General features: G+C 32.5%; 14 protein-coding genes and 1 riboswitch. Of the genes, 3 read left to right on the top strand and 11 right to left on the bottom strand.

The window, feature by feature from the left end; all coding sequences use genetic code 11:
- The first annotated feature begins 138 nt into the window (after positions 1-138).
- Positions 139-675: a flavodoxin family protein gene (locus B7R65_RS02360; RefSeq protein WP_088041139.1), complete on the top strand. Its 537-nt coding sequence runs from the start codon at positions 139-141 to the stop codon at positions 673-675.
- Positions 676-703: 28 nt separating this feature from the next.
- Positions 704-1,861 carry an iron-containing alcohol dehydrogenase gene (locus B7R65_RS02365; RefSeq protein ID WP_088041140.1) on the top strand — a complete coding sequence of 386 codons (1,158 nt, stop codon included), beginning with the start codon at positions 704-706 and terminating at the stop codon, positions 1,859-1,861.
- Between the two features lie 84 nt (positions 1,862-1,945).
- Here the strand turns inward: B7R65_RS02365 and B7R65_RS02370 are convergent, their stop codons facing one another.
- Positions 1,946-2,899 carry a carbohydrate kinase family protein gene (locus B7R65_RS02370; RefSeq protein WP_088041141.1) on the bottom strand — a complete coding sequence of 318 codons (954 nt, stop codon included), beginning with the start codon at positions 2,897-2,899 and terminating at the stop codon, positions 1,946-1,948.
- A 178-nt stretch (positions 2,900-3,077) separates the two neighbouring features.
- Positions 3,078-3,122: riboswitch (PreQ1 riboswitch) on the top strand.
- A 6-nt stretch (positions 3,123-3,128) separates the two neighbouring features.
- Here B7R65_RS02370 and B7R65_RS02375 point away from each other — a divergent pair.
- On the top strand, positions 3,129-3,614 hold the full coding sequence (locus B7R65_RS02375; RefSeq protein ID WP_088041142.1) for a QueT transporter family protein: 486 nt from the start codon (positions 3,129-3,131) through the stop codon (positions 3,612-3,614).
- Positions 3,615-3,673: 59 nt separating this feature from the next.
- Here the strand turns inward: B7R65_RS02375 and B7R65_RS02380 are convergent, their stop codons facing one another.
- The 10 genes from B7R65_RS02380 to B7R65_RS02425 all read right to left on the bottom strand — a co-directional run bounded on the left by B7R65_RS02380 (position 3,674) and on the right by B7R65_RS02425 (position 16,926).
- Positions 3,674-4,051: a VOC family protein gene (locus B7R65_RS02380; protein WP_088041143.1), complete on the bottom strand. Its 378-nt coding sequence runs from the start codon at positions 4,049-4,051 to the stop codon at positions 3,674-3,676.
- A gap of 417 nt (positions 4,052-4,468) precedes the next feature.
- Entirely contained in the window at positions 4,469-6,400 is a 1,932-nt protein-coding gene (mutL, locus tag B7R65_RS02385; RefSeq protein WP_088041144.1) for a DNA mismatch repair endonuclease MutL, read from the bottom strand.
- 47 nt (positions 6,401-6,447) lie between these two features.
- Complete coding sequence (gene mutS, locus B7R65_RS02390) at positions 6,448-9,108, bottom strand: DNA mismatch repair protein MutS (RefSeq protein WP_088041145.1); 2,661 nt, start codon at positions 9,106-9,108, stop codon at positions 6,448-6,450.
- Positions 9,109-9,253: 145 nt separating this feature from the next.
- Entirely contained in the window at positions 9,254-9,793 is a 540-nt protein-coding gene (cotE, locus tag B7R65_RS02395) for an outer spore coat protein CotE (protein WP_088041146.1), read from the bottom strand.
- Between the two features lie 636 nt (positions 9,794-10,429).
- The gene (locus B7R65_RS02400; protein WP_088041147.1) at positions 10,430-10,873 is read right to left on the bottom strand and encodes a YlbF/YmcA family competence regulator; all 444 of its coding nucleotides are present in this window, start codon (positions 10,871-10,873) and stop codon (positions 10,430-10,432) included.
- Positions 10,873-12,402, bottom strand: coding sequence for a tRNA (N6-isopentenyl adenosine(37)-C2)-methylthiotransferase MiaB (gene miaB, locus B7R65_RS02405; RefSeq protein ID WP_088041148.1), 1,530 nt, complete (start codon positions 12,400-12,402; stop codon positions 10,873-10,875). Before miaB ends, B7R65_RS02400 begins: the two co-directional genes overlap by 1 nt.
- Positions 12,403-12,616: 214 nt before the next feature.
- Entirely contained in the window at positions 12,617-13,051 is a 435-nt protein-coding gene (locus B7R65_RS02410) for a hypothetical protein (protein WP_088041149.1), read from the bottom strand.
- A 118-nt stretch (positions 13,052-13,169) separates the two neighbouring features.
- Positions 13,170-14,036 carry a 2-oxoacid:ferredoxin oxidoreductase subunit beta gene (locus tag B7R65_RS02415; protein ID WP_088041150.1) on the bottom strand — a complete coding sequence of 289 codons (867 nt, stop codon included), beginning with the start codon at positions 14,034-14,036 and terminating at the stop codon, positions 13,170-13,172.
- Positions 14,023-15,780 carry a 2-oxoacid:acceptor oxidoreductase subunit alpha gene (locus B7R65_RS02420; protein WP_088041151.1) on the bottom strand — a complete coding sequence of 586 codons (1,758 nt, stop codon included), beginning with the start codon at positions 15,778-15,780 and terminating at the stop codon, positions 14,023-14,025. Before B7R65_RS02420 ends, B7R65_RS02415 begins: the two co-directional genes overlap by 14 nt.
- Before the next feature lie 219 nt (positions 15,781-15,999).
- On the bottom strand, positions 16,000-16,926 hold the full coding sequence (locus B7R65_RS02425) for a dipeptidase (protein ID WP_088041152.1): 927 nt from the start codon (positions 16,924-16,926) through the stop codon (positions 16,000-16,002).
- Positions 16,927-16,985 lie beyond the last annotated feature (59 nt).

Consider the following 16,985-nt stretch of genomic DNA (forward strand, 5'->3'; position numbering starts at 1 on the left):
AATCCTCCATCATATATAGGTACTTTTTAGTGCCTATGGAACTATTTAGTACGTACTTTATTCTTTGTTTTTTATAGTTCATAATATCATGTATCCTTTGATTCATTCAATTTAAAAAGAATAGGAGTGAAGTAGTGTATGTTTATACTTCATGGTAGTTCAAGAGAAAACGGTAACACAGAACAATTAACAAATATCATCACAAAAGGACTATCGATTAAAGAAGTTCATTTACGTCACAAAAAGATAGAGCCTATCAATGATCAACGCCATGAACCATCTGGTTTCCAACATGTAGATGATGATTACGAAGCGATTGTAAAAGAAATGTTAGAACATGATACAATTATTTTTTCAACTCCACTATATTGGTATGGAATGAGTGGCTATATGAAAAACTTTATTGATCGCTGGTCACAAAGCCTTCGTGATAAAGAACTTCAATTCACTGATAAAATGAAAACGAAAAAAATTTATGTTGTCATAGTCGGTGGGGACAATCCAAAATTAAAAGCACTTCCACTCGTTCTTCAATTTAAACATATTGTGGAATTTGTCGGAGCAACATTTGAAGGCTATATTATTGGTGAAGGAAATTCACCAGGAGCTGTCATTGAAGATGTATTAGCAATTGAACAAGCCAAACAGTTAAATGATTTGCTTAAAACACACTAATTGAAATTTACTTTTAAGGAGAATTCACTTGATTCCATTTTTACAACATAATCCAACGAAATTATGGTTTGGTAAAAACCAAATCGAACAACTAGCAAACGAAGTACAAAATTACGATCGTATTTTACTTGTATATGGTGGCGGAAGCATTAAAAAGAATGGTGTTTATGATGATGTATTAAAACACTTAACAAATAAAACGATTTTTGAACTTACTGGGGTTGAACCAAATCCAAGGCTAACGACTGTACAAAAAGGAATTCAAATTTGCAGAGAAGAAAAAATTGATTTTATATTAGCAGTTGGTGGCGGTAGTGTGATTGATTGTGTCAAAGCTATTGCGATTGGCGTACTGTATGATGGAAATGTTTGGGATATTATTACACGAAAAGTACAGCCATCTGAAGCACTTCCATTCGGTACTGTTTTAACATTAGCTGCAACAGGTTCGGAAATGAATTGTACATCTGTTATTTCAAATATGGAATGTAATGAAAAAAGAGGTTGGAGTAATCCTTTAGTTTTCCCTAAATTTTCGATTCTAGATCCGACTTATACATTCTCAGTTCCATTAGATCAAACAATCTATGGAATTGTAGATATCATGTCTCATGCACTAGAACAGTATTTCCATCTCGTAAGTAATACACCAATGATCGACCGCTTTATTGAGAGCGTATTAATTACAGTTATTGAAGCAGGAAGCAAGCTCGTAACTGATTTAGAAAACTACGACTTACGCGAGACAATCATGTATGCTGGAACAACTGCATTTAATGATACATTATTAAACGGTACAGATGGTGGAGATTGGGCATCTCATCAAATTGAACACGCCGTTTCGGCTTTATATGACATCCCACATGGAGGCGGTTTAGCCATTATTTTCCCAAATTGGCTAAGCCATTGCTTAGAATATAATCCTAGCCGAATAAAAATGCTGGCTACTAATGTATTTGGAATAAGTGAAGAAGGTAAAACAAATGTGGAAGTTGCGCAAGAAGGGATCGATGCTTTAAGAAACTTCTGGAATTCAATTGGCGCACCAAGCCGACTGGCAGATTATCAAATTGATGACTCTCGTTTAGATGAATTAGTTGAAAAATCATTTGTAAAGAGTGTTGTAGGTGGTTATAAAATTTTAGATAAAGAAAGTGCTAGAGATATTCTTATACGCTCTCTTTAAACTTTAATAATGATTAAAAGAACCTTGCAAAAACAAGGTTCTTTTTTTACATTTTCAGATTCTGAAAATCATCTATCAAAAATTTTAAAAATTTATTTCTTCCCAACTTAATTCATTAACATGATTGTTGACGAGATCATAACACATATTTGGGTTAATCGTATCTTTATGCGAAATTGTAATAGATGACATTGATACCGCAAATTTAACAGTATTTACTATATTCATGTTCTTCATATAACAATTACCAATCCCAGCAACAAGTGCATCACCCGCTCCTGTAACATTTACGACTGAAATTCCATTTGCTTTTATAATTCCTTCTTCAATCCCGTTATGATAATATATCCCTTCTGAATCTAAGCTGATAAAAACGTTCTGTACGCCGATTTCTCTAAAGTAATTTCCAGCTTTTCGAACATCTTCTATCGTTTTGATTTCAAATCCACATAAAACTTCTGCTTCATGACGATTTGGTTTAATTGTATGAAAATATTTAATGTAATCTTTTATTTTGTATGCCTTCGCTGCTGATACAGGATCAAGTATAAATTTTGTATCCTTATGGAACGCTGTTAATAAATATGCCAAGGTTGTTGGATTATCGGCATCTACAACCATATATTCCGCATTTCGAATAACCTCTGCTTTAGAATTTATAAATTCATTTGTAAAATTGTTTGTGATCTTTAAGTCAACAACCGCAGAAACCATTTCACCACATTCATCTAATATAGCTAAATATGTTGGAGTGGATTCTCCCTCTATTATTAACGTATCGCTCATATCAATATTTAACCTTTTTGCGTGATTTAACATGTTCATTCCATTTATATCGTCTCCAAGAACCGATATGAATTTTGTATTTAAACCAATTTTAGCCATATTTTCAGCTATGTTACGACAGACTCCACCAAATGAAAATTTGACACTACCTGGGTTAGAATCAAATGGTCGATAATTTTTCTTCGTAAAACCGATAATATCACATATAGAAACACCAAAAACTAATATATAAGGTTCTTTATTATTACTCATCTTGTCAGTCCTTTCGGTTTTATTTGAAAGAAAAATCAATCGTTAATTTTATTATATCAGTATAACATACGTTTCTTTCATTCTATTTTTTGAACTTTAGTTCACAAATTTATTCAGAAATTCAATTGACAGAGGTATTATATGATTATACAATAGAAATTTAATTCTAAAAATATTATAATACGTGGTTCGAAAACCTCCCACGGAAAAAAACTAAGGAGAAATGAAAATGAAGTTAAAAACAATTGCAGTAAATGGTGTATTTGCTGCACTTTATATTGCGGTTACTTATTTTATTCAGCCTTTTGGATTCTCAAATATCCAATTCAGATTATCCGAAATGTTTAATCATCTAGTTGTATTTAATAAAAAATACATCTTTGGAATTGTATTAGGCGTATTTTTAGCGAACTTATTCTTCTCACCTATGGTGGCTTACGATTTAATTTTTGGTGTAGGACAAACTATTATCTCATTATTAATAACGATTGTAACTACTAAGTTTATTAAGGCTATTATTCCCAGAATGATTATTAATACAATCGTCTTTACAATCTCGATGTTCCTCATTGCTATTGAGCTCAAACTAGCATTTGGACTTCCATTCCCTATTACTTATTTAACGACTGCTATTGGTGAATTTCTTGTAATGACTATCGGCATACCATTAATGTATTATTTAAATAAACGAATTAAGTTTGATAAGCTAATCTAAAAAAAGAGTCGCTTCCATCTGGAAGCAACTCTTTTTTTTGTATGTATGTTCTATATGATTTATTTATCTTCTCGTAATAAATAATCGTTGCCATCTTGATCATAGAAGGAGAACATTGATCCATAAGGCATTCTCATCATGTCGTCAACTTTTATACCATTTTGCTTCATTTTTTCATATGCAGATTCAATATCAGTTGTACTCAAAATAACAGATGGATGTGCTATTTTTTCTGGTTTAAATTGTTCCATTGATGATTTAGAATAAAGTACAAAAGTAGTAAATTCATCTTCACTTGGTCCTACTTCAATCCACTTAGCATCTGGACCCATTGGCATTTCAATCTTTAACACAAAGCCCATTTTATTTATCCAAAAATCTTTTGCTTGTTCTTGATCTTGAACATAAACAGTCACTTTACCAATTTTGTTAATCATTAAGATTCTCCTCCTGAACAATAGTCATACCAAAGATTAGTTTATCAAATCCACTACTATTAAACAAATCAATATTCAATACAGATAATTTAATTTTATAAATTTTATATAAATTGTACTTTTTTCGCATTTTGATAAACACTCTGTTAATGATTATTGTTAAAATTAAACAAACACATCGTTCTGAAAGATTTAACAAAATTAGTTTAAAGCGTGACTAATGAGATTGGAGTGGAAGGTTGAGAAATCTTTTGGAGTAACGAGAAGGATGATACCCCGCAGGCCAGCCCAGGAGACTAATCTCTCGCTCCAAGAAAATGGAGCATTCCTGTTATGGAAATCAACATTATTTTGAACAGAGCCTTGAAAATAGGCTATACAGTGCATATTAAAAAACGACTCAATTTCTTGAGTCGTTTACATTACCCTCTTAAACATTTTTTCAAGTTCATACGAACTAAAATGAATGACAATTGGGCGTCCGTGTGGACATGTAAATGGATTTGTTGATTTTCTTAATGATTCTAACAAACTAAAAATTTCATCGTTTGTAATATATTGATTTGCTTTAATTGATGCCTTACAACTCATCATAATTGCTTTTTCTTCTCTTAATTTCTTAATATTAATCGTTCCTCGTTTTAAAAGTTCTTGAATCATTTCATCGATTAATGTTTCTTCTTGTCCATCAGGAAACCAATTCGGATGCTCACGTATGACATAACTATTAGAACCAAATTTTTCAATGAATAGACCAACTTCCTGTAGCTCATCATGGTATTGATCTAAAAGAATAGCTTGTTCAGGAGATACATCAAACGTAATTGGAATCAATAAAGTTTGAAGTTCTGATGCAATTTCACCAATCTTTTCTTTAAAGTATTCATAATAAATTCTTTCTTGAGCTGCATGTTGATCAATTAAATAAAGTCCATTCTCATTTTGAGCAATTATATATGTTCCATGCATCTGTCCAATCGGATAGAGCGGAGGTAACTGATCAATATTTCCCTCGTCATAAACAGTTTCATTAATCAAAACAGTTTCTTCATTTTGATGATTAGTTTTATTTTGTACTATATTTGTAACCTCTTGATCTAAATTCGAATTAGATTTATTAAAATAGAGGCTCTCATAATCAATTGACTCTTCAATATGCAAAGTATCTTGCAAATCATCTATATTCGTTTTATTTTCGTTAGTCGATTCAGCCGAATATTCAGTACTAGGATAAGAATCTGATTGTAAAGAGAAAGGTAATTTCTTGTCAAACTCTTCTTTTGACGTGTGTTCAAATGAAAATGTAGACTGTTCACTTATCACTTTTTCTTTTGGAGTTGATCTAGTTATTTCAGGAATTAATGAGCGACCTCTAAATACTTTTTTAATACTTTCAGTTATAAGTGTATACAGTTGTTCTTCTTTACTAAAACGGACTTCTTGTTTCGTAGGGTGTACATTTACATCAACTAACTGCGGATCCATCTTTATAAAAAGAGCTACAATTGGAAATCGACCAATTGGAAGTAAAGTATGATAGCCTTCACTAATAGATTTATTAACACCATAATGCTTTACATAACGACCATTTACATAAAGAGATAAATAGTTTCGTGTAGCTCGAGTAAATTCAGGCATAGATAAGTAGCCTTCTATTTGAAAATCTAATGATTCTCCCTTGAAATGAACCATGTTTTTTGCAATTTGAAGGCCATATAAAGATGCTAATATTTGTCTTGCATCACCGTTTCCATTACTGCGAAACATTAATTTTTCATTATGTTTTAAATCAAAAGCAATAGACGGATTTGCTAATGCCAATCGATACACCACATCCGTTATATTACTTAATTCTGTTTGGACTGTCCGCATATATTTCAATCTTGCTGGCGTATTAAAAAATAGATTTGAAACTTCAATACTTGTGCCTTTTGACTTTGCAATTTCGATTTGAGATTGTAGAACTCCGCCTTTTAATATTGTTTCAATACCAAGTCCTTCTTCAGTAGCTGTCTTTACAGTAACGTAACTTACTGAAGCGATACTCGGTAGTGCTTCACCTCGAAACCCTAGCGTACGAATTCGAAATAAATCATTTTCATTTTTAATTTTACTAGTTGCATGACGTTCAAATGCAAGAATACTATCTTCTTTTGACATACCTTCACCATTATCACTTATATAGATTCTTGAAAGACCACCATCACTAATTTCGATTGAAATACGTGTACTATTTGCGTCTATCGCATTTTCAAGCAATTCTTTTACAACTGATGCCGGACGCTCAACTACTTCACCTGCGGCTATTTGATTGGCTAATATCTCATCTAATTTTTTTATCTTTGACATAAGCATCCTCCTTTCTGAATAAAAAGAAAGGCCTAGATGGCCCCCTTTTATTTCTTAACTTGCTTTTGAAGATCATATAATAAATTAAAAGCTTCCATAGGGTTTAACTCTAATAAATTAATTGTTTTTAACTGATCGATTACAGGATGACTTTTTATAACCTCTTTTATTTTTGGTTGATCATCTTTAAAGAAACTTAATTGTGCAAGTGACTCATCTTTAGTCACATCAGTTGATTTTTCAGCAATAATTTCTGTTTGTTTTGTTTCACTCTTAATTAATTCAATATCAACAATACTTACATCTTTTTGTTTTATTAATGGTTGATGATTTTGCGATTCTAAGTCACTTAGTAATTCTTTCGCTCTTTTAATAACGTCTTTAGGAAGATTTGCTAATTCAGCTACATGAATACCATAGCTTTGGTCAGCTGCTCCTTCAAAGATTTTATGAAGAAATAATACTTTTCCTTCTTGCTCTTTTGCCGCCACATGGATATTTTTTAAATATGTTAATTGATCGGCTAAAATTGTAAGCTCGTGATAATGAGTTGAAAATAATGTTTTAGCCCCAATATGATTATGAATATATTCAATCATTGCTTGAGCAAGTGCCATACCATCATAAGTCGATGTTCCTCTACCGATTTCATCGAATAAGATCAGGCTCTTTTCTGTTGCGTTTGTGATTGCATAATTTGCTTCTAACATTTCAACCATAAACGTACTTTGGCCCGAAATTAGATCATCAGCTGCACCAATTCTTGTAAAGATCTGGTCAAATATAGGCAGTTTTGCTGTTTCAACAGGTACATAACATCCAATTTGAGCCATAATGCTAATTAAAGCAACCTGCTTCATATACGTACTCTTACCGGCCATATTCGGTCCAGTAATTAAAAATTGATGCGTATCCACATCTAGATTCGTATCGTTCGGAATATATTCAGTTTCCGTTAAAACTTGCTCCACAACAGGGTGTCGACCGTTTGTTACAATATATTCTCTTTTTGATGTAAATGTAGGTTTTACATATCCATACTTTTCGCTTACGACTGAGAAACTTTGTAAAACATCAATTTGACTAATAACTTGTCCTAATTTTTGAAGTCTCGATAAATACTGTTTTACTTGTTCACGAATTGAAATAAATAACTCATACTCTAAACCAATCATTTTCTCTTGAGCTTCAAGTATTAATGTTTCCTTTTCTTTTAATTCTTCAGTAATAAATCGTTCAGCATTCGCTAAAGTTTGTTTACGCTCATATCTACCCTCTGGCAGTTGAGCTACATTAGCTCTTGTAACTTCAATATAGTATCCAAAAATTCGATTATAGCCTATCTTTAATGATTTAATTCCAGTAATTTCTCGTTCTCTTTGCTCAAGCTCCACTAACCAATTCTTACCATTTTTACTTACAAAACGGTATTCATCTAAAGTTTGATGATAACCATTTTTTATCATATTACCTTCTTTGATAGATAATGGTGCATCTTCAAGAATTGCATTTTCTAATAGATCTTGAAGCTCTTCACATGGGTCAATCTCATTTATCAAGTTTTCAATTTCTTCATGATCGATTGACTTAAGTGCAAGGACAATCGATGGAATTGTTTGTAATGAACGCTTTAATTGTAATAAATCTCTTGCATTAACATTTCCAAAAGAAACTTTCCCTGCCAATCGTTCTAAATCATAAACCTCTTTTAATAATTCTTTTAAGTCTTCTCGGATGAAATAATGATCCATTAATAATTCAACAATTGTTAATCTTTTTCCAATTTGTTTTTGGTTAACTAAAGGACGTTGAATCCATTTTTTTAGTAAACGACCACCCATCGCCGTTTTCGTTTCATCTAGGAGCCAATTTAATGAGCCTTGTTTACTTTTAGATCGCTGTGTCTCAATTAATTCAAGATTTTTCATTGAATACATATCCATGTTTAAGAAATCATGTTGATTAATAACCATAATTTCTTGAAGATGAGAAAGTGTACGCTTCTGAGTCTTTGATAAATAATTTAATAGCCGTGCAGCTGATTTTCGTAAACTAGCTTGATCAATACCTTTAACAACATTTTTAAATTCATCTGTCAGGCTATCATTAGCTTCAAATGAGACTGTAATAGAAAAGCTCTTTTCAAGAGTTTGAATCGCTTTTGATGAAAAATCATCACTCACTACTACTTCCTTTGTTCCAGTTGCTGCTATTTTTAAAACTGCTTCATCTAAAGAACCGTTTAGTAAAAGTGCATTTCCTTCTCCAGTTGTTAAATCAATCCACACTAATCCATAAGAATTCGAAGAGAACTCCATTAGAGAAGAAATATAATGATTCTGTTTTTCTTCAATTGTTCTACCTTCCATTTGCGTTCCAGGAGTAATTAATTGTACTACTTCTCTTCGCACAACACCTTTAGCAACTGTAGGATCCTCAACTTGCTCACAAATTGCTACTTTATAGCCCTTCTCAACCAATTGTTCAATATATCCAGCAGCAGAGTGATATGGTACTCCACACATAGGAATACGCTCGTCAGATCCTCCTGCACGCCCTGTTAATGTAATTTCTAACACTTGAGATGCTTTGATTGCATCTTCAAAAAACATTTCATAAAAATCACCTAATCTAAAAAATAAAAAAGCATCTTGGTAATTTTTCTTTATATTTAAATATTGCTCTATCATAGGCGTATACGTTGCCATGTTATCCTCTCCATCATAAAACATTCTTTGCATATTATATCACATTTTCTTTCTTCCTTATGAGAAGTTCATATGAATATTCACCATTCATTTTCGTTATGATGAACAAGGAAAAAGCTAGGAAGTTTAACCTTCCTAGCCTCGTTTACTCTTCTTCGCCTTCTAACATAAAGTCTGGATCTAATTCCTCAAACTCATCATCACCATCGAAGAAATCGTCATCATGATGAGTTCCTTCAGGAGCGATCACAACAACTACTTTAGTCTCTCCTACGACTTCAACTAATACTTCCTTCTCTACAGTAACGATAAATCGATTGCCATTCGGAGAAATAATAGCATCTAAACAATTTGGATGTTTTAAAGACTTTGCAATTACTTCACAATCTTCACCAGTAAAATTATCATCTCTAAATCTTAACTTCACATGCTCATGATACTTTACTGACTCTTGTACAACCTCTGTTCTCGTGTTGTCATTAAACGAAAACCAAATATTAATATCATATTTGCCTGATACTTCTACTCCATCTTTTACTTTTTTTGCATCATATACATGGTTAATAACCCAGCAGCCTAGTATACTTGATGGTGCATGACTTGGTGTAATTGTATGAGTACTTTTATTATATTTCTTGCCTTTTCCTACGACTGCCTTCGTTATAATCTCTCTGTGTTCAGACATAGGTATGACCCTCCTCGTTCCATTTTCATTTCATTCTATGCGTGACATTAGCGGAATGTGTTAATGATATGAAAATTCTTTTATACAAGTTAAAAAAACATGTGATGATAAATTGTATGACGAGAGCCTAATAAAGTTGACTGTAATTTCAAGATTTTAGAAAATAATCATTCAAATTAATAAAAGTAGACCATCATCATTCGATTTCCTTCATTATTATTAATTAAACTAATCACGAACTAGTATTGATTTATCAATTAAAAATGATGAAAAACACGTCTCACCATTCAACTTCTGTCCTCATAAATTAAAAACAAATGGTTTAAATTAGATGTTTATATTTTTGGCAGGATTCACTAATGGAAAAAATATTGATTATTTAGTAGATGAATTTTATCGAGTGATTATGCATCTAAGTCATTAAAAAAAATATTAATAAACATAATACTGATATCGACATTACTTTAGATGCGCCAAAAAGTTTAGAACCAAATAAAAAGTTTAGGCTCTACGAACAAAAAGACTAGTGATGCTACAAGCGAATAATTAAATACTATTGCAAATAAGAATGATGGATGCTCTTATGGACATAAAAAAACACAACAGCAAAGATCTTTGCATGTTGTGTTTTTTATTTTAATTACTACAGCTATCAGTACCGCAGCCTGTGCTATTTGCAATTTTCGAACCAGTTTCACCGCTTAATAAGTTTCCACCAGTTGACTTAATAATTTCATCTGTCACTCCATTTGAAATCGTGTGAGCAATTAGTTGAAGCAAATCATTTACTTCTACTTGTGAAGACTGAAATTCTTGTACGATTGGAATAGATTCTAATTTTTCGTTTACTTCATCAAGCTCTTGTTCAACCTTTTTAAGGGCTTCTTTTTTACCCCAATGTTCTAGATTAACAGCTTGTTTTTGTAATGATTTAATTTCTTCAATATATGATTTAACTGTTTGGCTTTCATTAATTTGTGCTTCTGCACGTTTAAAAAAGTCTACTTCTTCTGTTTCAGAAATCATAACTGCTAATTCTTTCGCACGTTCAACGATATCTGCTTTCGTAAATTTACTCATTATAGCACCTCAACTGTTTCTTCTATTAATTCTCCGTCTAATGACCATGTTTTTGCTTTTGTAACTTTTACTTTCACTATTTGTCCTACAATTGATTTAGGGCCTCTAAAGTTTACAAGTTTATTATAAGGAGTGTATCCCGCAAGAACATCAGGATTCTTCTTACTCTCACCCTCAACTAATACTTCTACTATTTGACCTTCGAAACCTTTATTAAATTCAGCAGCCTTTTCATTCACAACAGCATTAAGTCGTTGTAAACGTGCTTTTTTAACGGACTCTGGAACATTATCAATCATTTTCGCAGCAGGAGTACCTTCACGTGGTGAATAAATAAATGTAAATGCTAAATCAAATCCAACTTCCTCATAAAGAGTCATCGTTTCTTCGAATTGTTCATCCGTTTCATTTGGGAATCCAACTATTATATCGGTTGTAAATGAAATATTTGGCATAGCAGTTTTTAATTTTTTTACTAGTTCAAGATAATGCTCACGATCATATTTACGAGACATCATTTTAAGTACTTCTGAGCTACCTGACTGAACTGGCAAGTGAATATGCGGCATTAAATTGCCACCTTTAGCTAACACCTCAATTAAGTGGTCGTCAAAATCTCGTGGGTGACTCGTTGTAAAACGAACACGTGGAATACCAATTTTACGAATTTCGTCCATTAAGTGACCTAGACCATATTCAAGATCGTCAAAGTCTTTTCCATATGCATTTACGTTTTGACCTAGTAATGTTACTTCTTTATATCCTAAGCGAGCTAATTCACGTACCTCATTGATGATATCTTCAGGTCTTCGACTACGTTCTTTACCGCGAGTGTATGGAACGATACAATACGTACAGAATTTATCACAACCGTACATTATATTAACCCAAGCTTTTATTTCTCCTCGACGGACTTTTGGAAGGTTCTCTATAACATCCCCTTCTTTAGACCATACTTCAATTACCATTTCTTTACTAAACATTGCTTCTTGAATAATAAATGGTAATCTGTGAATATTATGAGTACCAAATACCATATCAATAAATGAATGTTTTTGAAGAATTCGGTTTACAACTGCTTCTTCTTGGGACATGCAACCACAAATACCAATTAAAAGATCAGGTCTTTGAAGTTTAAGAGGTTTTAAATGTCCTATTTCTCCAAAAACTTTATTCTCAGCATTTTCTCGAATTGCACACGTATTTAATAGAATAATATCTGCATCGTCAACTGAGCTTGCAACTTCATATCCCATAGTGGTAAAAATACCTGCCATTACTTCCGTATCATGCTCATTCATTTGACAGCCATAAGTACGGATTAAGAATTTCTTACCCACACCCGAATTTTTCATTTCTTCAGGAATTTCAAATCCACGATCATACATAACTTCTTCCTTACCACGACGTTTCGCATCAGCTAAAGAAGGAGCCTGGTAAACTTTTTCAAAATATTTGCTATAGTCTTTATCAGTTTTATCTTTTGAATTATTTATAGTAGTGCCCTGGAGGCGTTGTTGTTCGTTCATAAACAATCTCCTTTCATTACAACGTTCACACATTACTCTAGTATATAACGTTATTCTACTATATACAATGTAACTTACGCAAAAAAGAAAGGTCGATTATCAAGTATTCCAGCATAAAAATTTACAAATAAAGTCGAATTGGTTCCAACGATTTTTAAGCGCTTTCATAATGTAAGTTCTTGAGACTGATATAAAGTAGTCCAAATATCAGTTTTTAGTTTATTTTCTTTAACTTAATTAGATCAATTTGATTATTCCAAATTATTTCAGCATTAATATATTTTTCTTTCTCATCTATAAACTGACAACCACTGCAATCAGTCACTTTTTGATGGTACGCACCTTGTTTGTTAAGAGAAAAATGATGTGAAATGGCTCCAAATTGATTATCTGAAATACTATAAAGCGATTTAGTATGATGATAAGTTGAAGGCATTTCGCCTTTATATTTTAATTGAGTTTCATATCCGATTTCGCTTCCAATTAAATTTTCCTGAAAGACAATATCCCAATTTGGATTACTTCCTTTAAAACGAATAGTCTTACTTCCAAAAAAATAATTTATATAATCAGCTTTCACTAACATATTTGGCAATAACAAAAAAATTATGAAACATATTAAACCTAATTGTTTAAGATTTGTTTTCATACAATAACTCCGAATTTTTATTATTACTATACAACAAACATATACGAATTATACTTTTCTTCTTATTTTTCTATGAATTCAATAAAAAAACTCCTCATATTTGAGGAGTTTTAATTTATTACATAAATTCAGCTACTAATTTTTCGAATTGATCTTTTTCTAATTGAAGATCTGCTCCAACTAGTGGATCTTCACTGTAACCAGAAATTAATTCTTGGTATGATTTTTGATCTTTATTTTGATAGATAAGACCAGTTACTAAACCTTTATTTTGCATTAATGTTTGCATTGCCATTTCTTTATTTGAAGGATCATAACCTTCAACATCAGAAAGCTTAACTAGATTTTCTTTGAACCAATCGTAAGTGTTTACTTTATTGTAAGTAACACAAGGACTGAATACGTTAATTAATGAAAATCCTTTATGGTTAATACCTTGCTCAATTAATGAAGTTAACTCTTTTAAATCACTTGAGAAACTTTGAGCTACGAATGTTCCACCAGCTGTTAAAGCCATTTCCATTACAGAAAGTGCTGATTCAACTGAACCTTGTGGAGTACTTTTCGTTTTAAAGCCAACATCACTACGTGGTGAAGTTTGACCTTTTGTTAATCCGTAAATTTGGTTATCCATTACGATATAAGTAATGTCAATGTTACGACGAATTGCATGGATTGTATGACCTAAACCGATTGCGAATCCATCACCGTCACCACCTGAAGCGATAACTGTTAGATCTCGGTTAGCCATTTTTACACCTTGTGCAATTGGAAGTGAACGACCGTGAATACCATGTAAACCGTAAGAATTAATATATCCAGAAATACGACCAGAACATCCGATACCAGAAACTACTGCAAGGTTATCCGGTTCTAAACCAACATTTGCTGCTGCACGTTGAATTGAAGCTTGTACGGAGAAATCTCCACAACCTGGGCACCAGTTAGGTTTGATATTATTACGAAATTCTTTAAATGTTGCCATTTAGAACAACTCCTTCCTTGCAAGTGTTGTAAATTTCTTTTGGTAAGAAAGGATTTCCATCATATTTTAATAAGCTTGAAATCTTTTCTGCGTGACCGCAATTCATTTTAATAATGCTAGCTAATTGACCAGTTGCATTATTCTCAACAACGATTACACGTTTAGCTTTTTTAAGCTCTGGTAATAGTTCCTGTGTTGGGAATGGGTGAATTAAGCGAACATGAGCATGATTTACTTTAATTCCATCTTGCTCTAAACGAACCATTGCTTCTTCAATTGCACCACGAGTTGAGTTAAAACCAACTAATAATACGTCAGCATCTTCATGTTTTGAATTAACTAATACTGAATTTGGGAAACGAAGGTTATTTAATTTACGCATACGTTTATCCATTTGTTGATTACGGTTAATTGGTGACTCTGAAGGTTTACCCATTTCATCATGTTCAACACCAGTTACGTGGTGAATTCCACCTTTCATACCTGGTACTACACGAGGAGAAACTCCATCTTCAGTCACTTCATAACGCTTGAAGTACTCTTTATTTTCAGATACAGGAAGCTCTTGGTTGAAATCAAATTTACCACGGCGAATTTGAACATTTTCAAACTGAAGTGGTTCAACTGTTTGTTTACCTAGAGATAACTGTAAATCAGTAATTAAGATTACAGGAACTTGATATTCTTCAGCTACGTTAAACGCTTCCACCATATCGTAGAATGCTTCTTCTACTGTACTTGGAGCGATTACAACTTTAGGAATCTCACCATGAGTACCGTAGATCATAGCCATTAAATCAGATTGTTCTTGTTTTGTAGGAAGACCTGTACTTGGACCACCACGTTGAGTATCAACAATTACTAGTGGTACTTCAGTAATACCTGAAAGACCGATAGCTTCCATCATTAGTGATAGACCAGGACCAGCTGAAGCTGTTAATGTACGTACACCAGCGTAGTTTGCACCAATCGCCATTGTACATGCAGCAATCTCATCTTCAGTTTGAATTACAGCTCCACCAAACTTAGGTAGTTTTTTAATTAAATATTCCATAATCTCAGATGCAGGTGTAATTGGATACGCTGCCATAAAACGAGATCCACCAGCTAATGCTCCCATTGCGATTGCATCATTACCAATTAAGAACATACGTTTTTTACCATCTGCGCCTGCTAATTGCATTTTATTTACATTTACGCCAAGCATTTCTCTCATTTCTTCTGCTCCGCGTGCAATAGCTTCGATATTTTTGTCTACAATTTGTTGACCTTTTTTACCAAAGATTTCATCAACAACTTCTTTAAATACATCAATTGAAAGACCTAAAATTGCACTTGAAGCTCCAACTGCAACCATGTTTTTCATTAAAGAAGTACCAAGTTCAGTTGCTAAATCAGTAAATGGAATAGAATAAAGCGTTACATCCGTTGAATCTGGAATTGTTGGATTAAATTTAGCATCAGCGATTACAATACCGCCTTTGCGTAATTCATAAAAGTTCACATCGATTGTTTCTTGGTCAAAAGCTACTAAAATATCTAAGTCATCTGAAATTGCGCGAACTTCAGTTGTACTTACACGAATTTTATTGTTTGTGTGACCACCTTTTATACGAGAAGAAAAATGACGGTAACCGTATAAATAATAACCTAAACGGTTAAGCGCTATTGCAAAAATTTCTCCTGTACTTTCGATACCTTCACCCTGTTGTCCTCCAACTTTCCATGAAAGTTGTTCTATCATTTCCTACACCCCTTTGAATGCCCTCATTCGTAGTTAATTTAAATGATTTGTGCATATCATTCATTTTATTATAAAAAGAATGAAAGCGATCTAAAACATATCAATTGATATGAGTTAATTCGCTTTCAATTCTAGACCTTATATTCAAAAAAATCAATGATTTTGAGAGAAATTATTCCTATAATTTTTATATTTATATTATTCTGAACAAATAACCCATTATTTAAAATGAATATAGGATGAATAATTCTCGTACATAAAGCCTTTGACTTGTTCTTCTGTATAGAATTTTAGCAATTCATTTGTTAAATTTTGATAAAGTCCAACATGATTTAGATCAGTAGGATGGATTTCAATTCCATCAAAATCGGAGCCCATTGCAATACAATTCTCTCCACCAAGTGCACACATATAATCAATATGTTTAATAATATCTGAAATCAACGCCGTTCCATTATCAACTAAAAATGGCGGATAAAAGTTTATACCAACAATTGCATCTCTACTAAACATAGCCTTCAATTGTTCATCGTTTAAATTCCTTGGATTTTTACAAATTGATTTTGCATTCGAATGAGTCGCTGTTGGGTACTTCGCTTGTTGATACGCATCCCAAAATGCTGCTTCACTACAATGAGATAGATCACACCACATATTATGCTCATTTAAATAACGAACTACACTCTTACCAAAATTTGTTAAACCACCATTTCTTTCTTCAAGAATACCATCTGCAGTTTCATTTGCGAAGTTCCAAACTAAACCGACGCTACGAACTCCTAGACGATGAAGAATTTTCAAACGATTAATATCACCTAATAATGCGTCACAACCTTCTAGTGTTAAAATGGCACCCATTTCGTTTGCTTTTAAGCTTGTCTCATCATCTTTTGTTAGTATTACCTTAATATTGTTATTTTCAGTTGCGATTTTCTCGTAAAAAAGTGTTACACATTGCAGTGCTGCATCAAATTTAATTAATTTATGCACACTTTCAGGAATATAAATTGCATAACACTGGACTTTACTTTGTCCATTATGTAACTTTTCAACAGAGACTTGTAATGATTCGTCATTCTGAAAATTGATTGAAGGCTCTTCTAATAATTTCATTAGTACGTCACAATGCGCATCGAATACTTTCATTACGTTGCATCCTCCCAATATTTTTTAGATTTTTTAAACTATTTTATCATATTTATAAA

Source organism: Bacillus sp. EAC (genome assembly GCF_002156875.1).
Lineage (GTDB): Bacteria > Bacillota > Bacilli > Bacillales > Bacillaceae_G > Gottfriedia.